Here is a 19,867-nt window from a genome sequence, read left to right on the forward strand (position 1 = left end):
TACGTAACTCATCAGACAAAAGCGGACGGATACCGCTCACCTGCACCCTCCCCGAACAGGGGAGCCCGTGAAGCCAGTAACATGCGTCGCCATGAGCTCCCCCACTGGGCCCGCGTCCGGCCTGCCAGTACGAATGCCGCGACCTCGCCAGCCCGGGCGGCACCGCCGACCCGAGCCGTTGGCGGCTCCCGAGGGCGCGCCCGCGCTCGTCCTCGCGGTACCGGGCACTCCCGGCGCCGCCACGCGCAGCCTCGCCGAGGAGGTCGTGAGCATCGCCCGCTCCGAGCTCCCCGGTCTGGACGCGCGGATCGGGTACCTCGACGGGGACGAGGCGGAGTTCCCCGCGCTCCAGGCCGTGCTCGCGCACGCCGCCGAGGAGCGTGCGGCACGCTTCGAGCACGCCAGGGCTGCCGGTCTGGACGTCAAGGAGCCGGAGGGCCCCGTCGCCGTCGTCGTGCCGCTGCTGGCCGGCCCGGACGGCGCGCTGCTGCGCCGTATCCGCCAGGCCGTGATGGACAGCCGCGTCGCGGCCGATCTGACCGATGTGCTGGGCCCGCACCCGCTGCTCGCCGAGGCGCTGCACGTGCGTCTTTCGGAGGCCGGTCTGGCCCGCGCGGACCGGGCCCGGCTGTTCACCGTGGCGACCGCCGCGGACGGCATCATCCTGGCTTCGGTGGGCGGTGACGAGGCAGTTCAGGCAGCCGGGATCACCGGCATGCTGCTCGCCGCGCGTCTCGCCGTGCCGGTGATGGCGGCGGCGCTGGACCAGGACGGCTCGATCGCGGCCATCGCCGAGCAGTTGCGGGCCTCGGGCTCGCAGCAGCTGGCCCTCGCGCCGTATCTGATAGGGCCGGAGATCGACGCGGGCCTGATCGAGGAGGCGGCCAAGGAGGCGGGCTGCCCGGCCGCCGAGGCGCTCGGCCCCTACCCTGCGATCGGCAAACTCGCGCTGGCCAAGTACACGACGGCGCTGGGCATCGCCCCGCCGCAGCCGCAGGGCGCGCCGGTCCGCTGACGCGCACCGCACCACCGTACGGACGCCGAAGGGCCCGCCCACCGGAGCGGGCCCTTCGGCATACGGCCCCTCGCCCGTCAGCCGAACACCACGCAGGACGCGGCCGGGACCATGAGCAAGCCCGCACCACCGGCCATCGCCCCACCCCAGCCACAGGGCCCACCGGTCCACCCACACGCACCGCACCACCCGACGGACACCGACAGGCCCGCCCCATCCACCGGAGCGGGCCCTTCGGCATACGGCCCCTCGCCCGTCAGCCGAACACCACGCAGGACGCGGCCGGGACCATGAGCAAGCCCGCACCACCGGCCATCGCCCCACCCCAGCCACAGGGCCCACCGGTCCACCCACACGCACCGCACCACCCGACGGACACCGACAGGCCCGCCCCATCCACCGGAGCGGGCCCCTCGGCATACGGCCTCGCCCGTCAGCCGAACACCACGCAGGACGCGGCGGGGGCCGTGAGCGCGCCCTCGTAGCGCGGCAGGCCCGTGCCGGGGTCGACGGCGAACCAGGCCACCTCGCCGGAGCGCTCGTTCGCGACGTAGAGGAATCCCGCCGACTCGGCGATCGCGCGGGGCCAGTGGCCGCCGCAGGGGACCGTGCCGACCAGCCGCAGTTCGTCCCCCTCGACGGCGAACGTGGACAGTACGTCCTCACCGCGGGTGGCGGTCCACACGAAGCGGCCGTCGGGCGCGGCGACGATGCCGGACGGATAGGCGTCGCCGGCCGGGCCGTCGGGCAGCACATGGCGCTCGGTCAGCGGCTCCAGGGTGCCGGCGGCGGCGTCCCAGCGGCAGACGGTGACGGTCGGCGTCAGCTCGTTGAGCACGTACGCGTGCGTGCCGGCCGGGTGGAAGGCCAGGTGGCGGGGTCCGCAGCCGGGGCGCAGGGCGACCTCCCGGTGCAGTTCGAGGCGGCCGTCCGTCAGGGTGCACACCCGGACCGAGTCCGTGCCGAGGTCGACGCTGACGGCCCACCGCCCGCTCGGGTCGGACTGCACCTGGTGAGCGTGCGGCCCCTGCTGGCGCTGGGTGTGCGGGCCCGAGCCCCGGTGCTGGAAGACGTCGGAGGCGGCGCCCGCGAGGGTGCCGTCGGAACGGACGGGCACGGCGGTGACACTGCCGGAGCCGTAGTTGGCGGTCAGGACGTGGCCGTCGTGGACGCTCAGGTGCGTGGGGCCGCTGCCGCCGACCGGCACCGGTGCACCGGACCTCTCCGGCCGGTCCCCCGTGACCCGGTACGCGGCCACCGCGCCCTCAGCCGTCTCGCTGACCGCGTAGAGGGTCCGCGCGTCCGGCGCCAGCGCCAGGTACGAGGGGTCGGGCACGCCGTCCACGCTGCTCAGGGCGGTCAGGGCGCCACTGCCCGCGGCCACGGCCGCCGTCACGATCCCGCTGCCTCCCGCCGCCGTGAACGACCCGATGAAGGCCCGCCGTTGCCGCCCGCCGCCGTCTGTCACCGCTGTCCCCTCTCGGTCCTGTGCGTCGGGGCGACGTTAGCAGTCGATCAATAGCGGTCTAGACCACATCTGGTGGATGTGACCGGGCCGCAATCGCCGGTCGGTGATTCACGTACCCACGAGCGGCGAGCCCGACGGCGTCCGCAGGGGGGTGGCGAGTTCCATGAGCGCCCGTTCCAGGCCGTGCAATGGGCCAGGGCGGGTTCGGCGGCAGGCGCGTCGGTGGTGGCGGTGACGTGGTTGCCGGCGCCACCCGTCAGCGCCTGGACCGCGGACTCCACACGCCAGCAGGCGGCTGCCAGGCGGGCGTCGTGGGAGGCCTCCGGGTCGGCGGCGACGGCGACCAGGCCCCGGGTCTCGCGGGCGCAGTCGTCGAGGAGAGCGAGTACGCGGCGGGCGCGTCGCTTGCGGCCGAGCATCGGGTTGAGGGGGTGGACCAGGGGTGCGACCGAGCACCGCACGCGGCCCAGCAACTGGTCCAGTTCCGCGACCCGTGGCGCCGGGTCGGCCGTCGCGGAACCGGCCAGGCGCGCGGCCGCCTCCGCCGTGCACGCGTGGACGCAGCGCAGGGCGCGCTGGATCCAGACGTCGGTGACGGTGTGCGTGGTGACCGGCAGGACGAAGAGCACGGCGAGTGCGGCACCGAGCGCGCCGACTCCCGTCTCGGCGAGACGCAGCGCGAGCAGGGCGGGGTTCAGCACGCCCAGGAGGCCGTAGAGGAGTTCGGCGAGGAGCGTGACCGAGAGCATCATCCACGTGTACGACACCGCGGCCGTGTAGAAGATGCCGAAAACGCAGACGGCGAGGAGTACGGCGGTGGGCGCGGCCGCTCCGTGCACGGGGACGGCGAGCAACAGGCCGAGGCCTATGCCGATCACCGTGCCGAGGACCCGGCGGAATCCCCGGACCAGGGTCTCGCCGCGCGAGGCGGTGTTGACGAAGATCCACCAGGTGGCGCCGACGGCCCAGTACCAGCGCTGTCCTGACACCAGCTGGCCCACGACGAGGGCGAAGCCCGCGCCGGCGGTGGCCTGGAAGGCCTGGCGCGTGGTGACGCGGGCCAGGCCGGTGCCGGCGGGCGGGGCGGGCACCGGCGCCGGGGGCAGCTGGGCCTCGTAGCACCACAGGCCGAACCGCACGGCGGATGCGGTGAGCACGGACAGGATCACGGCGGCGTACAGCTCGGGCAGCCGGTCCGTGGTCGCGTGCAGGAACTGCGCCACGAAGAAGGTCATGAACGCGAAGACGCCGAGGCTGTGCCCGCGCGTGCCCCAGCGGCGCGCGTACACGCCCACGCCGATGACGGTGAGGAAGGTGAGGTCGCGGGCCACGGGATGGTCGTGCAGCTGGGCCGCGGCGGTGAGCACGGGCAGACCGACGGCGGGCAGCAGCGCGGTGGTGACGGCCTGCCCCCGGACCGTGGCGTCGGAGACGGTGAACAGGGCGAGCAGCGCGGCGAGGCCGCCGGTGACGGCCCCGGCAAGGGAGAGTCCGGCCAGGCCGCAGACGACGACCGCGAGTCCGATGCCGAGTACGGCCCGCGCGGCGAAACGCAGCCGTGCGCGCCCCGGGTCCGGAGCCACGAACACCCTCTTCAGCACTGCTTTCCCCGCCCCTCGGACCGCGACTGGACAACGGCATGAAAAAGGCGCCGCGGGATCCGCAGCGCCATCGACGTGTTCATTGCAGCATCAAGACTGCGGCTGGCTCAAGTGCCGCCCAATATGCTGGACCATTGGCACAGACATATCGGTCCTGGCCCGTCCATGGGCGGGCCATCGGTCCATGGACGAGGAGGCCGGGCACCATGGCCGTCGACGAACTCGACACCCGCATCCTGCGGCTGCTGATGGAGCGGCCGCGCACCAGCGTGCGCGAGTACGCCCGTGTCCTCGGCGTCGCCCGCGGCACCCTGCAGGCCCGCCTCGACCGGCTGGAACGGGACGGCGTGATCACCGGCACGGGCCCGACGCTCTCGCCGGCCGCGCTAGGGCACCCGGTGCTCGCGTTCGTGCACATCGAGGTCACCCAGGGGAATCTGGACGACGTGGGGGACGCGCTGGCCGCCGTGCCCGAGATCGTGGAGGCCTTCTCGATCACGGGCGGCGGGGATCTGCTGACCCGGGTCGTGGCACGCGACAACGCCCATCTGGAGGACGTGATCCAGAAGTTGATCAGCCTGCCCGGCGTCGTCCGCACCCGCACCGAGGTGGCCCTGCGCGAGCGCGTCCCGCAGCGGCTGCTGCCGCTGGTTGAGTCGATCGGGCGGGCGGCACGGAAGTGACGGCGCACGGCACGGACTTGACCGGGTGCGGCACGGACTTGACCGGGTGCGGCAGCGACTTGACTGCGTGCGGCGCATTCTCGCAGTGCTGGAGGCGATCGCGGGCCCGGCCGGGCGGGCCCGCGTCTTCGAAGAGCGGGTCGCCGAGTTGCAGGAGCGCGGGAAGGCGGTCAACGCGGCGGCCGCGTTCGAGATCGACGCGGTGATCGACCCGGCCGGGTCGCGGGACCGGGTCCCTGCGTCGATGAACGGGCGGTGCCCCGTCCCCCGCCCGGGGCACCGCCCGTTCATCGGCGCCTGCTGAATGCCGTTCCGGTCAGCTCGGCCGGATGTTCTGGTTGAGGCGGAACACGTTGTCCGGGTCGCGGTCGGCCTTGACCCTGGCCAGGCGGTCGTAGTTGCCGCCGTAGCTGGCGCGGACGCGGTCCTGGCCCTCGTCCATCATCATGTTCACGTAGGCGCCGCCCGCCGAGTACGGGTGCAGGGCCTCGAAGTAGTCGACGGTCCACCGCTTGACGAGGTCCGCGTTGGCCGGGTCGGGGTCGACACCGGCGTAGACGGTGGACCACTGGGCGCCGCGGTAGGCCCAGGGGGTCTCGTCGGGGCCCACGTCGTGGGCGGCGCCGTCGATCGGGTACAGGTGCATGGTCGACTGGACCGTCGGCGCCTCGGCGCCGAACTTGGCGTGGAGTTCGACGGCCTCGTCCGGGATCTCGTTGACGAAGTCGGCGCGCCAGTACCACTGGTGGCCCGGGGGGTAGAGCCCGTCGAACATGCCCTGCAGGTCGGGGTGGGGCATCGGGCCGACCGCGTGCAGCATCGGCGTCGGCAGGGCGTCGAGCAGCGGGGCCATCTCGCGTGCGGCGGCCTCGGTGTCGTCTCCGGTGTAGCACCAGACGACGCCGGCCGTCTTGCGCATCTGGATGTCCTCGGGGAACGGCGGGGCCGGCGGGACGGTGCCGTGCAGGAAGAAGGCGTTGAGCTCGCGGGGGGCGTTCGGGAGGAAGTCCCGGTAGGCGCTGAGGACTTCGGGGCTGACCTCGACGGGCCAGAAGGTCGGGCCCGCGACGACCGTGCCGACCTCGTGCAGCCGGAACTCGAACGAGGTGACGACGCCGAAGTTGCCGCCTCCTCCGCGGATCGCCCAGAACAGGTCGGAGTTCTCGTCGGCGCTCGCGCGCACCTGCTGTCCGTCGGCCAGGACGACGTCGGCGGCGAGGATGTTGTCGATGGTCAGGCCGCACCTGCGGGTCAGGTGGCCCAGGCCGCCGCCGAGGGAGAGGCCGCCGACGCCGGTGGTGGACACGATGCCGCTGGGGGTAGCGAGGCCGTGCGGGTTGGTGGCACGGTCCACCTCGCCCCACACGCAGCCGCCGCCGACCCGGACGGTGCGGGCGGCAGGGTCGACGTGGATGTCCTTCATGGGTGACAGGTCGGCCACGACGCCGCCGTCGACGGTGCCGAGACCGGCACCGTGGTGGCCGCCGCCGCGGACGGCGAGGGGCAGGTCGTGCGCCCGGGCGAAGCCGATCACGCGGGCGACGGCGTCCGCGTCGGCGCAGCGTGCGAGGAGGGCGGGGCGCCGGTCGATCATGGCGTTGTAGACGGGGCGGGCCTGTTCGTAGCCGGAGTCCTCGGGTCCGATCAGTTCTCCGGAGAAGTCGGCCAGTTCGTTGCGTGCCGCCAGGGCCGGTGTACTGGACATACGGATTTCCCCCGTTTTTTTAGGAGACAGGTCGATCTGTACGTTCTACTCGGGTAGCACCGGCCCGGTCATCCGTGGGTGTCACCCAGCTCGGGCCCGCGGATACCTACGTTTCGCGGTCGGCGAGCAGTCCGAGTTCCGTCGCGCGGACGGCGGCGTGGCGTCGCGTGGGCGCGTCCAGCTTGTCGAGGACCGCGCGGACGTGGTTGTCGACGGTACGGACGGAGACCACGAGCCGGTCGGCGATCTCACCGTTGGTCAGGCCCTGCGCCAGCAGCCGCATGACCTGCAACTGGCGGTCGGTGAGGCCGGCGGGGTTGCCTCGGGTGGCGGCGACGGGGCCGCGCGGGACGTGGCGCACGCCGAGCCCGCGCAGCTCGGTGCGGAGCAGGTGGGCCGACGGCTCGGCACCCAGGGCGTCGAGCCGGGCGAGGGCGGAGAGCTTGTCGGCGGGCTCCGGACTCTCCGCGAGCGCGATGGCGTACTCGTACGGGCAGCCCGCCGTGTGCCAGAGAGCCGCGGCGCGCCGCCACTGCCCGCGTGCCTGCAGCGCGTACGGATGCCCCGAGTCGTCCGCCGGGAACGGGGGGTGCCCGGCCTTGGTGAGCCAGTAGCCGAGCTCGGCGCGATGGGGAACGACGGCGAGGTCGCGGGCCTGCGCGTGGAAGGGGGCCACGGCCTCCACCACGGCGTCGAGGTCCCCGCGCAGCCAGGCCGCCTCCGCCAGCGCGGCCGCCACGGGGCCGGTGCGCTGGAGTTCCCGGGTGCGTACGGCGATCTCCCGGGCCTCGGCGAGGAGCTCGTCGGCGCCGGGGCGGCCGCAGCGGGTGCGCACCCGGGCCAGGACGGTCAGGGCCGGGCAGCGCGCGGGCAGGAAGTCGTGGATGCCGAACTCGGCGTGCCGCTCGGCCTCCTCCCAGTCGGCGGCGGCGAGCCGGCGTATGGCCAGCTCGACGTGGAGGTAGGTGAGGAAGCCGAGGTGTTCGGCTCGGTCGGCCAGGTCCATGGCCGGCGTCAGGAAGCGGTCGGCCTCGGTGAACTGCAGGGTGTCGAGCAGGGTCCAGATGAGGTTGGCGTAGGCGCGGCAGGCGTGCTCGACCTCGCCGGCGTCGAGGGCGACCTCAAGGCTCTCCTCCAGCTGGCGCCGCCCGCCGGGGTCGCCGCCCCGCCAGCGGGCCGTGCCCTGGTTGTTGAGGGCGTGCGAGAGGATCCCCGCGTCCTCGGTCTTCTGGGCGAGCACGATGGCGCGCTCGGCGTGCTCGACGGCTTCGGGGTAGCGGTCGGCCAGCATCCTCAGCTGGGCGATGTTGCTGACGGCGAGCGCCAGCAGCCGGTCGTCGCCGGCGTGCTCAAGGACGGCGACGGCCTCGCGGGCGGCCTCCTGCGCCTCGTCGGCGTCCCCGGCCCACCAGTGGATCCGGGACAGCCAGCGCAGATCGGCGCCGAGCGCGAGGGTGTCGCCGAGGGAGCGGCGCAGGGCGACCGCCTCCCGCTCGGCGGTGACGGCGGCGGCCGAGTCGGCGATGGTGTAGGTCTCCACGGCATAGCGTTCGAGCAGGTCGGCGAGGTCGGCAGGGGCGTAGCGGTGCCGTTGCCGCAGGACGAGCCGCAGCTGGGCGGCGGCCTCGCGGTGGGCGCCTGCCGAGGCGGCGTCCCGGGCCGCGTCGGGGCCGTAGCGGGCGATGGCGTCCTGGTCGCCGGCCTGGGCGGCGTGGTGGACCACGCGGGCCGCGTCGGAGCCGGGCCGGGCGGTGAGAGCCGCGAGGACGGTGCGGTTGAGCTCGATGCGCCGGGCCGCGGGCACGGCGTCGGCGACCGCCCGCCGGATCAGCTCGTGCCGGAACGCCACCCGCTCCGGCGCGACGGCCAGCAGCCCGCGCTGCTCGGCCGCCGCGAGGACGGCGACCCCGCCGTTGAGCAGCGCGTCGACCAGCGGACGTTCCACGGCCGAGGGGACGACGGCAAGCTGCTCCAGCGCGTCCACGGTGGCCGGCTCCAGTCCCCGCAGCCGGGCGAGCACGGCTTCGACGACGGTCGGGGGCACTCCCCCGGTGCCGCCGGCGGCGACGACCTCGGCGACGAAGAAGGGATTGCCCGACGTCACCTCGTACACCTGGGCCGGGTCGAGGCGGCCGGTGGCGCTGAGCGTGCGGACCGCGTCCAGGGACAGCCGGGCCAGGGGCAGGCGGTGCACGCGTGGAGCGCGGGAGACCTGGCCGAGGAGGTGGCGCAGGGGATGTCCGCGGCTCAGCTCGTCGTCGCGGTAGGTGAGGACCAGCAGGGCGGGCAGCTGTTCCATACGCCGTACAAGGAAGCGCAGGGCGTCCAGGGAGGCCTCGTCGGCCCAGTGCACGTCCTCGACGACGAGTACCGCCGGATGCGGGGTCACGGCAAGCTCGCCGTGCAGGGCCTCGTAGACGCGGTGCCGGTCGCCGCCCTCGGTGACGGCGCGGGCCAGCTCGGCGCCGACGCTGCCGACGAGGTCGCGGAACGGGCCGAGGGGCCGCCGGGTGGCGAGGTCGTCGCACTGTCCGACGAGCACCCGGGCCTCCCCGGGCAGATGCTCGGGCATGGCTCTGACCAGGCTCGACTTGCCTATCCCGGCCTCGCCGAAGACAAGCACCACCGAACCGGCCCCGTCCGCCGCCTCCTGTGCGGCCGTGGCCAGCTGTTCCAGCTCGGGCTCGCGCTCGAGGATCCCCCGGTCCACGCCGCCGATTCTGCCACCGGCGACGCGCCACGACGACGCGTGCCGCCGGACGATGTCACACTCCGGGGCTCCTGGACCCTCTTGAGTGCTGACACCTGGCGAACACGTACGGGAGGCCTTCCATGGACACCGGTACCCGGACCGCGGACACCTGCGAGATCAAACTCTCCGCCGGCACGATCGCGTACGAGGACACCGGCGGCGACGGTCCCGTACTGGTGCTGCTGCACGGCCTGATGATGGACGCCTCGCTGTGGCAGGGGCCGATGGCCGACCTGTCCGCCGACCACCGGTGTGTCGCTCCGACCCTGCCCCTGGGAGCGCACCGCCACCCGATGCGCGCCGACGCTGAGCTGTCGCTGCCCGCGGTGGCGCGGCTCGTCGTCGAGTTCCTCGACCGGCTGGACCTGCGGGAGGTCACCCTGGTCGGGAACGACACGGGTGGTGCCCTCGTGCAGTTCGTCATGGCCGAAGGCGAGGACCGCGTGGGGCGGGCGGTGCTCGTGTCCTGCGACGCTTTCGACAACTTCCCGCCGGGCCTGACCGGGCGGGTCCTGGTGGCCGGCGGTCGTCTCTCGCCGCGTCTGTTCGGGCTGTTCATGCAGCAGATGAGAGTGCGGTTCGTGCGCCGTCTGCCGATCGCGTTCGGTTGGCTGACCAAGCGGGGTGACGCGGCCTGCGCGCGCTGGATGCGGCCGGTTCTGGGCCAACCGGGGATCCGCCGGGACGCCGTACGCCTGTTGCGTACGGCGGACCGGGCGACCCGTCGCCTGCTGGAAGCCACGGCAGAGCGCCTGCCGCTCTTCGACCGGCCCGCCCTGATCGTCTGGGCGAGTGAGGACCGGGTGATGCCGCCCGAGCACGGCCGGCGCCTCGCCGCACTGCTGCCCCAGGGGCGGCTGGTCGAGGTGGACGACGGGTACACGCTGCTCCCCCTGGACCGGCCGACGGAACTGGCCCGCGTCATCCGGGAGTTCGTCCGCTCCACGCATGCGTCTCGGACGCGGACCACGCCGCCCGAGGGCGAGCAGGGCCGGCCAGGGGCAACCATGTGACGCCCTACGGCGGGACGCGAGCGGGCCGTTCGCCGGGTGCACGTGGAGACACCGGGCGTACCAGGGCCCTCGTCACGAAGGAGTCAGCGGAAGGTCGTCGGTGAACGCGTTGACGGGCGGCGAGATGCGCTCGGTGCGGTGGATGTCGAGGGCCGCCGTCGCGGACTTCGTGCCGAGCGTGCCGCGCGGGTGCCAGCTTCCGGTGACGGCCAGCCAGGTGTTGGCGCGCGGCGCGGGAGTCCCGTACATCCGCACCTTGACCGACTGGGAGTCGGCAGCGCAGCAGGTGAAGATGATCCGGGTCAGGTACCAGCCGCCGCCCGGTCCTGCCGGGGTGACGAAACCGGTCATGCTGATGCTGCGGCCCCTGATGGCCTGTTCCCGGTCCTGCTGGACCCGGGCGGTGAAGTCCGTGAGGGTCAGCGGCAGGGGTGTGGTCGCGGGCAGCGGGTCGAACCGCTGCTCCTGCTTCACGGCCTTGTTGTTCGCGTGCGCGGCCGTGTACGCGCCGAGGGCGGGCGGAGCGTAGAAGAGCAGGCTGAGCGCGGGCAGGAACAGCAGCCAGGCGATGCGGGGGGCGGTGGAGTGGTCGTGCCCGTGATCGTGTTCGGGCCTGTGGTCGTCTTCGTGGTTGAGGTCGTGCTCGTGGTTACGGTCGCGGTCCTGGTGGTGGTCGTGGTTGCGTCCCTGGTCGTCGTGTTCCGGGTCCATGTGGTCGAGCGCGGCTCCCGCGAGGCCCAGCAGCAGGAGCAGTACGCCGGAGGCGATGAGCAGGGGACGCAGACCCTCCTTGACGTAGCGCAGGCAGAGGTCGCTGAACAGGGCGGTGTGCAGCAGTCCCAGGCCGGTCAGGACGAGCAGGAGTACTTGTACGTGGCGCTTCACAGCAGCGCGCCTCCGATCAGGACGCTCGCGACGACGGCGACGGCCGTCGTCGCGGTGGAGAAGCGGAGTGCGAAGGCCCGGCCGAACGTGCCCGTCTGAAGGGCGATCAGCTTCAGGTCGACCATCGGCCCGACCACCATGAAGGCCAGGCGAGCGGTGGGCGAGAAGCCGGTGAGCGAGGCTGCGACGAAGGCGTCCGCCTCCGAGCAGACGGCGAGCAGGACGGCGAGACCGGCCAGGAAGAGCACCGACAGCCAGGGCGAGCCGGAGAAGGTGCCGAGGACCGAGCCCGGTACCGCCACGTTGAACGTGGCCGCGGCCATGGCGCCCAGCACCAGGAAGCCCCCGGCGTGCAGGAAGTCGTGCCGGAAGCCGAGGCGGAACTCCTTCCAGCGGCTGTGACCCGGCCGGTGCCCGGTGTGCCGGACAGCGGGGCGCAGCCATTCCTCGCGTCCCAACCAGAGCCACAGCCAGCCCATCGCGGCCGCGGTGAGAAGGGAGGCGACCAGTCGGGCGGCGACCATGGCGGGGTTTCCCGGGAAGGCGACGGCTGTTGCGGTGAGCACGATCGGATTGATCGCGGGAGCGGAGAGGAGGAAGGCGAAGGCGGCGGCCGGGTTGACGCCGCGGCGGATCAGACTGTCCGCGACCGGCACCGAGGCGCATTCGCAGCCCGGCAGCACGACGCCCGCGACGCCGGCCACGGGGACGGCGAGTGCGGGGCGCCTGGGCAGGATCCTGGTGAACAGGTCGGCCGGTACGAAGGCGTTGATCGCCCCCGACAGGGCCGTACCCAGGAGAAGGAAGGGCAGCGCCTGGACGGTGATGGCCAGACAGACCGTGCGCCAGGCCGCGACAGCGGGCTGGTTCAGCCACCCGCCGCCGGTGAGCACGAGCACCGCCACCAGACCGGCCGACGTGGCGATGCCGACGGACAGGGGCCATCGGGTGAAGTGCCGTCTCGGGTGGGCGTCCGGCGGCGCGACGATCACTGAGGGGGGCGCCACATCAACCAGTTCATCCGTTTTTTGCATTTTTACTCCGGATGTCGGATTCCGTGGCGAAGATAAGCCAGACCTCCTCCCCGCACGGTGCGCACACGCCGCCCGGCGTTCAACCGACCGCGATGTGATCGTCCGAGGACCGGCGCTGGGACGTCGCCTTCGGCACCTTGTGCCGGAGGACCGGCACGGCGACTTCGCCGGATGGCCGCTTGCGGCCGCGCCCGTGGAACAGCGCGAGGACGATCGCGGCGCCGACCGCTATCAGGTGCTCCCGGCCGGCCAGGTTGGGTACGGCGATCGACTCCCACACCATGGACCCACCGGTGAGCGTGAACACGATGGGAGCGCGGCGGACGACGGCGACGTAGGTGAACAGGCCCACGACAGCTGCGGAGGGTCCGGTGTCCAGCACCTGCCCGACCTCACGCGACAGGCCCAGCCCACCCCAGCCGGGGCCGAGCGCGATCATCACGCGCACCATGAGGGTGCCGGCCAGCGTGGTCGCGTACGCGACGGCGAGCGTCCTGGCCCGGCCGAGTGCGAGTTCGGCGAGCGCGAACGCGAGGAACAACTGCGTGATCCCCGCCCACACGGGCAGATCCAGGGCCGGGACGTACAGCGAGACCGGCGTGCGCAGCAGGGCCAGCCACCACGGCAGGTCGGCCTTGACGCCGCCGAGGATCCGGACCACCACGGCACCGGTCGGCCGTTGCGCCAGCGCATGGAAGAAGATGACGCCGAAGGCGGCCACGAACGCGAGGGACAGCGCGGGCAGCCCGCGCCTTCGGAGTTGCCGCACGGGATCGACCACGATGCCGTTCCACTCGCCCCGCAGCGTGCGCCCGAGGAATACGGCCACCCGCCAGGCTTCGCGACGCAGCCGCCCCTGCCCGGAACGGTCTGCCCGGGCGTACGACAGTCCGGCAGCGCGCACACTGTCCGCGACACCGCCGATGCACCGCATCCTCCTGCGAAGCAAAACGCCCCCTGACCTGGTAGAAGTGGCCCACGCCGCACAGGCGAGACCACTCCTCCGGGGCTACGCCCGGCGGCGAGGCTTCCTGCGCTTGGCGCCCTTGGAGACGACGGATCCACCCCGAGGGTTCCGTCCGGTCGTCTTGGCGGCCGTGGGCTTGCGCCGGGCGGCGGCCGTGTCGCCCGCCTTGCCCTGGGACTCCGGCGCAGGTGCCGTGCGGCCCCGGGAGCTGTTGACCGTGCGGCCGCGGACGATGCCGATGAAGTCCTCGACCATGTCCGTGGTCGCCTCCTCGGGCCAGGCCAGGGCGACGCCCGACCCGGGGCCGTCCACGAGCGGCCGGTAGGTGAGGTCTCTGCGGTGGTGGAGGCGGGCCAGCGACTGGGGGACGATCAGGAGGCCGATGCCCGCCGCCACGAGTTCGACGGCGTCCTCCGTGGTGGCGGGGCGCTCGAAGGCGGGCTCTCCCGGCGGCCGGTCCCAGTCGAAGACATCGTCGAGCGGATGGAGGACGACCTCCTCCGCGAGGTCCTCGACGCTCACCTCGTCCGCCGCGGTGATCAGGTGGCCCTTGGGGACCATGACGACCGTCGTCTCGGTGTAGAGGGGGATGGCGCTGAAGAACGTACGGTCCACCGGCAGGCGCAGGAGTCCCGCGTCGGCGTCACCGGCGCGCAGCACCTCGGACGCCTCGGCGGCCGGTACGGCGAGGAGGGTCAGCGGAATGTCGGGCAGGCGCTCGTTCCAGATCCGCACCCACTTGGCGGGCGTCGCTCCCGGGACGTACGCGAGCCGGAACGTCTGGGATGCTTCCGTGCCTGTCACCCCGCCAGGCTACCGGCCGTGGTCGGAGGTCTCGAACGCGCTCGATACCCTGGGCACCATGATGTCGCACCAGACCACCCAGACGATGAAGCCCGCGACCGCGGCGAAGAAGCTGGGTGTGTACCTCGAGGCCACCCCCGCCGAGTTCCGTGAGGGTGTCGTCTCACGCGCCCAGCTCGACCAGCTCCAGGCCGAGCCGCCCGAGTGGCTGCGCGAGCTGCGGGCCAACGGGCCGCACCCGCGTCCGGTGGTCGCGGCGAAGCTCGGCGTCTCCATCGCGGGCCTCGCGCGCGGCGGGGTCACCGAGCCGCTCACCACGGACCAGATCGACGCGCTGAAGCAGGAACAGCCCGAGTGGCTGCAGAAGGAGCGTGCCACCCAGGCCGAGGTCCGCAAGGAGGGGGCGCGCATCAAGAAGCGGAACGCCGAGCGCGAGCAGCGGAGCGACGACCCGCGTTCCTGACTCCTGACGCCTTGCTCCTGACGCCGTAGTCCTTCCGCGACACCCGCCAGCCCGCGACGTTCCGTCGCCGTCCGGATTCCCTGCGTGCACAACACTCGGATCTGACGGAACGTCACGACAAAGGTCACAAAAGCGTATCGGACATTCCGGCCTCCAACCTTCACACGAGTCGCACAAGTTGGCTAGTTTGGCAGCAGGCCGCACGAGACCCACCGGCGAACCCCGTCGGGACGCGCGGCCTCCGCCGAGTCCGGTGCGCCCCCGTGGCAGCCGGAGCCGGGGACCCGACCGAACGATGGGGTGAATCGGCCCAACCGCCCGCAAGGGCAAGGGCCGTAGGGCATGCCTTCCGGAGACGACCGCCCGAACCCGACAGCTAACTCGGTAGGCGGAGCACGGAAGGAGTACGGCTCCCATGGCGCCGGAACGATCGTCGCGTCCAGGAGGCTTCGGCCTTCCCGGTATGCGCAACTCCGCTCTCGCGACCGCCGCCCTCACCTCGGTGGCCCTGTTCTCGCAGACCGCCGACGCCGCACCGATGACGGCGGACGAGGGCCCCAGCCGCGAAGACGTCCTGCAGCGGGTGAGCAGCCTCTACGACCAGGCCGAGTCCGACACCGGCCTCCACAACATCACCCGGGCGCAGTCGGCGGGTTCGCGGGGCCGCGGCGCCCCGGCGAGCGGTGGCCGGACCCGGACGTCGGATCCCGAGATGGACGACATCACCCGGCAGTGGTTCGCCGGGGCGCGCTCATCACTGGGCCCGACGGCCCCGGCCGTCCTGCCGGCCGACCGCACGCCCACCCGGCGCACGCCGGCCCGCCCGGCGGGGCCCCGGCCCGAGCGCGCGGCGGCACCGGCGCCCGAGACCCGTACCGGCCGCGGGCTGGAGCCGGCCGCCCGGCCCGCGCTCGAACTGCCCGCCGGTCAGACCGAGCCGGGTCCGGTGGCCGAGTTGACGGCCGCACCCACGGCGGCACTGCCCGCCGTACCGGCACAGCGGCAGGAATCCTCCACGGCCCCGCCCGCTGCCGCTCCCGAGTCGAAGCAGGCGTCGCTGCGCAGCTCCAAGCAGCACAACCAGCGCAAGATCGCGGCGGCCAGCGAGCTGCTGTACAGGTACACCGCCCGGCAGACCTCCGTGGCGCCGCTGATGGCCGTCCAGTCCCAGCCGCTCCCACTGCCCCAACTCCCCCAGGTTCCCGCCCCCTGGGAGGAGCAGGCGCTGCGCGCGACCGAGGAGGCATGGCGACTGCGGCAGCCGTCCGTACTCGACACGGGCGTGCCGCCGGCCGGGGACTGGCGACTCCAGCCGTCCGTCCTCGACACCGGCGTCCCCGCGGCCGAGGACTGGCGGATGCAGCCCCCGGCACTCGACACCGGCGCACCCGCCGCCCCGGACTGGCGGATGCAGCCTTCCGTGCTCGACACCGGTGTCCCCGTCGTCGAGACGCCCGTCGGCACCAAGGCCGACCGGGCCGTCGCGTTCGCCCGTGCGCAGATCGGCAGGCCGTGCCTGTGGGGTGCGGTCGGGCCGGAGTCGTACGACAACGCCGGTCTCACCCAGGCCTCCTGGAAGGCCGCGGGGGTCGCCCTGCCGCGCACCCCGCACGAGCAGGCGAACACCGGCACCGTGATCCCGCTCGCCGAGAGCCGCCCCGGGGACCTGATCTTCTTCCACGACAACTTCAGCCACGTCGGCGTCTACACCGGCAACGGCCTGATGATCCACGCCCCCGGTCCGGGCTCGGTCATCCGCGAGGAGTCGATCCACAACGCCGGGGAGGCCGCGATCCGGATCGCCGTGCGTCCGGCGTGAGGGTCAGGAACACCGGTCGAGTCGAGACACCAGCAGTCCGGTGAAGTGCGCGGCCGCTCACGGAAGTCGGCGGCCGCGCACCGCCCGGACCTGTGCCGCGCACTGCCGGAAGACCGAGTGAGCGTACGAGCTCTTACTGCGGGGCGAGCCCGTCGCGGACCAGCCCCGGGCGGACCGGGAGCCCCCTGCCCACCGGACGCCGACGTCGAAGAGTTCACGCCGACCGGTGCCCGCCGGGCCGAGCCCGAGCGGATGAGCACACGGGACGATCGCGGCCACCGGGATGACGACGGCGCACTCGACCCGCAGGTCGTGCTGCGGGCCCATCACGTGGGTGGCGGCGATGTCCGCGATGCCCTCGGCCATGCGCCGGGTCGCCTCCTGACCGGGATCGTCGTCGAGGCGGACGGTGATGCCCGAAACGCGCACGCCGGAAGGTGACCCTCGCGGCCCGGACGGCCCGTCGCGCGAACCCTCCGAGCAGGCGCGGGTGATGCCGCGGCCCGTCCGCCACGGGGCTCGCGTTCGGGACGGCCGCCTGTGGCTCCGGGTCCGGCAGCGCCGGTTCCGGCGACCCGAACACGCTGGAGGTGTGGACCCGGAGCGATCCGGACTCGGCCGCCACCTACGACCGTGTCTTCGCCGCCTTCACCAAGAAGACCGGCATCAAGATCGACCACCAGCCGGTCGTCAACTTCGACCAGCAGCTCCAGGCGCGGGCCTCCACCAAGGACCTGCCCGACGTCCTGATCAACGACACGGCTCTGATGGGCAGTTACCAGAGCCAGGGGCTGCTCAAGCCGATCGACCCCGACTCGATCGCGGGCCACGACCAGATCAGCGCCAAGTCGTGGTCCTCCACCGTGGGCCTGGACGGCAAGCACTACGGCATCCCGTACTCCCGCCAGGCGATGACCCTGATGATCCGCAAGGACTGGCTGAAGAAGCTCGGCCTGAAGGCACCGACGACCTGGCAGCAGATGCTCGACGTCGCCAAGGCCTTCGCCGACCGCGACCCCGACGGGGACGGCAAGAAGGACACCTACGGCATCGTCGCGCCGGGCAGCGCCATGAACGGCTATGCCGCCTGGTGGGGTGCCGGCTTCCTGTGGCAGGGCGGCGCGCAGATCATCGAGCCGGCCGGCAAGGGCCGTTACCGCCCCTCGATGGACTCGGCGGCCGCCGTACGAACCGTCACCTGGATGAAGGACAACCTCTTCTGCGGCGCCCGGGGTGTCCTCCAGCCGGGCGCCGTCAGTGCGGTCACCGGCACCGCCACCAACTTCCAGGACGGCAACGCCGGTATGTACATGACCGGCCCGTACAACATCACCAGCTTCGACACGACGCCCGGCAGGAACACGTACGAGGTCGTGCCCGCCCCGGCCGGCCCGGCGGGTTCCGACGTGCTGGCCGAGGGCGAGAACGTCTACTTCGGGGCCCGGACCGGAAAGAGCCACCAGGAGCGGGAACTTGCCGCGTTCCTGGTCTCCGCCGAGGGCCAGAAGATCGGCATGACCAGCGTCGACGGCCACCAGCCCGTCGTGCGCATCCCCACCAACTCCACGCTGGACGCGGCCAAGGCGCGGGGCGACGCGCGGTGGAGCGTCGTACAGAAGGCGTACGAGACGGCGTCCCAGCAGTTCCCCAACGCGCCCGACTTCGCCCCGATCAAGCAGGACACCGCGGACAGCCTCAACGCCCTGTTCACGTACTGCGGCAGTGACGTCCGCTCAGGCCTGAAGGAGCTCAACGAAACCCTCGCCGGTGACCTCAAGGACCAGGACCTTTTGAAATGACCGCTACCGTGACCGCGCCCGCACGGCGCAGAGGGCCGAACAAGAAGGCCGTCCTCCCCTGGCTGTTCCTGGCCCCGGGGCTGCTGCTCGCCCTCGTCTTCAAGTTCCTGCCGATGGGCAAGGGCATCTGGCTCAGCTTCTTCAAGGTGCGGCCCTTCCTCGGCGACAAGTGGGTGGGCCTCGACAACTACACGCGCGTCCTGAGCGACCACCGCTTCCAGGACGCGATCGGCCACACCCTCGTCCTCGGCGTCGGCATCTCGCTCGGCGCGATCCTCGTGGGATTCCTGCTCGCCCTGCTCCTGGAGGGCCAGGCACGCTCGCTGAAGATCATGCGTACGGCCGTGTTCCTGCCCGTCGTCACCGCGACCGCGGTCGTCGGCGAGCTGTGGCGGCTGATGTACTACCCGACCTCCGACGGCCTGGTCAACAGCGCACTCGGCTTCCTCGGCATCGGTCCCGTCCCCTTCCTGGACAACCCCAACACCGCGCTGTGGGCGACCATGGCCATGGGCATCTGGATGGCGGCCCCGTACAACATGGTGATCATCCTCGCCGGACTCGCCGGCGTGGACCGTTCCCTGTACGAGGCGGCCGCGATGGACGGCGTCTCACTGTGGCAGCGCCTGCGGTACATCACCCTCCCCGCGATCCGCCCCGCCCTGGGCGTCGTCCTCACGCTGGCCGCCATCCGCGGGCTGCGCGTGTTCACCGAGGTGTACGTCCTCACCGGCGGCGGCCCGGCCGGTTCCACCGATGTCTGGATGACCCGCGCCTACACCCTGGGATTCACCCGTAACGACCTGGGCGGCGCCTCCGCGGCCTCCGTCGTGCTGCTCTGCGTGACGCTGCTGCTCACCGTCACGGTCAACTACTTCCGCAAGAGGGGAGACGTGCGATGAGCGCACCCGCCCTCGACCCCGTCCGCACTCCGTCCGACGAGGTCGCCGTCTCCCCCGCTGGGCGGGGCGGCAAGCAGGCCCGAACCACCCCGGCCCGGTTCGACACCGCCCTCGGCTGGAGCGACAGGCCGGGCCTGGGCATGGCCCTGCGGGTGCTGCTCTGCGTGACAGCCCTGGCGATCTTCGCGGCTCCGTTCCTGACCATCATCGCGGGCGCCTTCAGCACGAATCCCAGCGGTTCGTCGCTGTCCTTCCTCCCGCACCATCCCACGCTGCTGAACATGCGGGTGGCGGGCGAGCGCGGCATCTGGGACTACTTCACCAACTCGTTGGTCATCGCGGGCGGCGGGCTGCTGCTGCAGCTGGCGGTCTCGGTGCTCGCCGCGTACGCCCTGGCCCGGCACCGCTTCCGCGGCCAGGCCCTGGTCCTGACCCTGTTCATGCTGACGATGATGCTCCCGGAGGAGGTCATCGCCATCCCGCTGTCCCTGGTCCTCGGCCATGTCCCGGTCGTGGGGCTGGACTTGAAGGGCACCGTCTGGGCGGTGATCCTGCCGCTCGGCGCCTGGGGCTTCTCGGTGATGCTGCTGACCGAGTTCATGAAGGACATCCCCACCGAGATCGAGGAGGCCGCCCGCATCGACGGCGTCGGCGAACTGCGGATGCTGTGGCAGGTCGTCCTGCCGCTGTGCAAGCCCGCGCTCGGCGTGGCCGGCGTGCTCGGCTTCATCATGATCTGGGACCAGTACCTGCTGCCCCTGATCGCCGCCAAGGACCCCACCGACTACACGGTCACCGTCGCCCTGTCCGTCCTGCGCACCGACCCCGAGGTCGGCTCCGGGGTGGTGCTGGCCGGTGCGGTCATCGCGCTCGTCCCCAGCCTGGTCGTCTATCTGCTCCTCCAGCGCTCGCTGGTCACCGGCATCGCCGCCGGGGCCACCAAGGGCTGACATCCAC

General features: G+C 72.6%; 17 protein-coding genes, 1 pseudogene and 1 riboswitch. Of the genes and pseudogenes, 9 read left to right on the forward strand and 9 right to left on the reverse strand.

Translation table 11 applies throughout. The annotated features are described in order from the left end of the window. The first annotated feature begins 91 nt into the window (after nucleotides 1-91). On the forward strand, nucleotides 92-1,015 hold the full coding sequence (locus ACYUED_RS04010; protein ID WP_491290938.1) for a sirohydrochlorin chelatase: 924 nt from the start codon (nucleotides 92-94) through the stop codon (nucleotides 1,013-1,015). Between the two features lie 433 nt (nucleotides 1,016-1,448). On the opposite strand, the gene ACYUED_RS04015 is transcribed toward ACYUED_RS04010, so the two are convergent. Then, nucleotides 1,449-2,483 carry a lactonase family protein gene (locus ACYUED_RS04015; RefSeq protein WP_491290939.1) on the reverse strand — a complete coding sequence of 345 codons (1,035 nt, stop codon included), beginning with the start codon at nucleotides 2,481-2,483 and terminating at the stop codon, nucleotides 1,449-1,451. A gap of 108 nt (nucleotides 2,484-2,591) precedes the next feature. Next, nucleotides 2,592-4,084 (reverse strand): annotated as a pseudogene (locus ACYUED_RS04020) (FUSC family protein). A gap of 206 nt (nucleotides 4,085-4,290) precedes the next feature. Between ACYUED_RS04020 and ACYUED_RS04025 the strand changes: the two are divergent. Together ACYUED_RS04025 and ACYUED_RS04030 are read left to right on the forward strand one after the other, a co-directional pair. Further along, nucleotides 4,291-4,767: an Lrp/AsnC family transcriptional regulator gene (locus ACYUED_RS04025; RefSeq protein WP_491290940.1), complete on the forward strand. Its 477-nt coding sequence runs from the start codon at nucleotides 4,291-4,293 to the stop codon at nucleotides 4,765-4,767. Nucleotides 4,768-4,834: 67 nt separating this feature from the next. Next, a complete protein-coding gene (locus tag ACYUED_RS04030) occupies nucleotides 4,835-5,071 on the forward strand; it encodes a hypothetical protein (RefSeq protein ID WP_491290941.1) in 237 nt (78 codons plus the stop codon). 12 nt (nucleotides 5,072-5,083) lie between these two features. Here the strand turns inward: ACYUED_RS04030 and ACYUED_RS04035 are convergent, their stop codons facing one another. Next, nucleotides 5,084-6,472, reverse strand: coding sequence for an FAD-binding oxidoreductase (locus ACYUED_RS04035; protein WP_491290942.1), 1,389 nt, complete (start codon nucleotides 6,470-6,472; stop codon nucleotides 5,084-5,086). Between the two features lie 106 nt (nucleotides 6,473-6,578). Then, nucleotides 6,579-9,182 carry an ATP-binding protein gene (locus ACYUED_RS04040; protein WP_491290943.1) on the reverse strand — a complete coding sequence of 868 codons (2,604 nt, stop codon included), beginning with the start codon at nucleotides 9,180-9,182 and terminating at the stop codon, nucleotides 6,579-6,581. A gap of 122 nt (nucleotides 9,183-9,304) precedes the next feature. Here ACYUED_RS04040 and ACYUED_RS04045 point away from each other — a divergent pair, with 122 nt between their 5' ends. Continuing rightward, on the forward strand, nucleotides 9,305-10,237 hold the full coding sequence (locus tag ACYUED_RS04045; protein ID WP_491290944.1) for an alpha/beta fold hydrolase: 933 nt from the start codon (nucleotides 9,305-9,307) through the stop codon (nucleotides 10,235-10,237). A 72-nt stretch (nucleotides 10,238-10,309) separates the two neighbouring features. Here the strand turns inward: ACYUED_RS04045 and ACYUED_RS04050 are convergent, their stop codons facing one another. From ACYUED_RS04050 to ACYUED_RS04065, 4 genes are all read right to left on the reverse strand, one after another. Beyond that, the gene (locus ACYUED_RS04050; protein WP_491290945.1) at nucleotides 10,310-11,122 is read right to left on the reverse strand and encodes a TIGR03943 family putative permease subunit; all 813 of its coding nucleotides are present in this window, start codon (nucleotides 11,120-11,122) and stop codon (nucleotides 10,310-10,312) included. Next, nucleotides 11,119-12,156 (reverse strand): permease, encoded by a 1,038-nt coding sequence (locus ACYUED_RS04055; RefSeq protein ID WP_491290946.1) that lies wholly within the window; start codon nucleotides 12,154-12,156, stop codon nucleotides 11,119-11,121. The genes ACYUED_RS04050 and ACYUED_RS04055 overlap by 4 nt, the downstream gene beginning before the upstream one ends. A 79-nt stretch (nucleotides 12,157-12,235) precedes the next feature. After that, nucleotides 12,236-13,060 (reverse strand): hypothetical protein, encoded by an 825-nt coding sequence (locus tag ACYUED_RS04060; RefSeq protein WP_491290947.1) that lies wholly within the window; start codon nucleotides 13,058-13,060, stop codon nucleotides 12,236-12,238. Nucleotides 13,061-13,165: 105 nt separating this feature from the next. After that, nucleotides 13,166-13,927 carry a LysR family substrate-binding domain-containing protein gene (locus ACYUED_RS04065; RefSeq protein WP_491290948.1) on the reverse strand — a complete coding sequence of 254 codons (762 nt, stop codon included), beginning with the start codon at nucleotides 13,925-13,927 and terminating at the stop codon, nucleotides 13,166-13,168. Between the two features lie 58 nt (nucleotides 13,928-13,985). On the opposite strand from ACYUED_RS04065, the gene ACYUED_RS04070 reads away from it, so the two are divergent. Both ACYUED_RS04070 and ACYUED_RS04075 read left to right on the forward strand, forming a co-directional pair. Continuing rightward, on the forward strand, nucleotides 13,986-14,390 hold the full coding sequence (locus ACYUED_RS04070) for a DUF5997 family protein (protein ID WP_491290949.1): 405 nt from the start codon (nucleotides 13,986-13,988) through the stop codon (nucleotides 14,388-14,390). Between the two features lie 232 nt (nucleotides 14,391-14,622). Further along, nucleotides 14,623-14,797: riboswitch (cyclic di-AMP (ydaO/yuaA leader) on the forward strand. 8 nt (nucleotides 14,798-14,805) lie between these two features. Then, nucleotides 14,806-16,209, forward strand: coding sequence for a C40 family peptidase (locus ACYUED_RS04075; protein WP_491290950.1), 1,404 nt, complete (start codon nucleotides 14,806-14,808; stop codon nucleotides 16,207-16,209). Between the two features lie 57 nt (nucleotides 16,210-16,266). Here the strand turns inward: ACYUED_RS04075 and ACYUED_RS04080 are convergent, their stop codons facing one another. Beyond that, entirely contained in the window at nucleotides 16,267-16,638 is a 372-nt protein-coding gene (locus ACYUED_RS04080; protein ID WP_491290951.1) for a hypothetical protein, read from the reverse strand. A gap of 155 nt (nucleotides 16,639-16,793) precedes the next feature. Here ACYUED_RS04080 and ACYUED_RS04085 point away from each other — a divergent pair, with 155 nt between their 5' ends. Genes ACYUED_RS04085 through ACYUED_RS04095 form a run of 3 tightly spaced genes read left to right on the forward strand, consistent with a single transcriptional unit; the run spans nucleotide 16,794 to nucleotide 19,860 of the window. Beyond that, the gene (locus tag ACYUED_RS04085) at nucleotides 16,794-18,008 is read left to right on the forward strand and encodes an ABC transporter substrate-binding protein (protein WP_491294123.1); all 1,215 of its coding nucleotides are present in this window, start codon (nucleotides 16,794-16,796) and stop codon (nucleotides 18,006-18,008) included. Next, nucleotides 18,005-18,910, forward strand: a complete 906-nt coding sequence (locus ACYUED_RS04090; protein ID WP_491290952.1) for a carbohydrate ABC transporter permease — start codon at nucleotides 18,005-18,007, stop codon at nucleotides 18,908-18,910. The genes ACYUED_RS04085 and ACYUED_RS04090 overlap by 4 nt, the downstream gene beginning before the upstream one ends. Beyond that, nucleotides 18,907-19,860, forward strand: coding sequence for a carbohydrate ABC transporter permease (locus tag ACYUED_RS04095; RefSeq protein ID WP_491290953.1), 954 nt, complete (start codon nucleotides 18,907-18,909; stop codon nucleotides 19,858-19,860). The genes ACYUED_RS04090 and ACYUED_RS04095 overlap by 4 nt, the downstream gene beginning before the upstream one ends. Nucleotides 19,861-19,867: the final 7 nt, after the last annotated feature.

The organism is Streptomyces sp. DF42 (genome assembly GCF_058267695.1).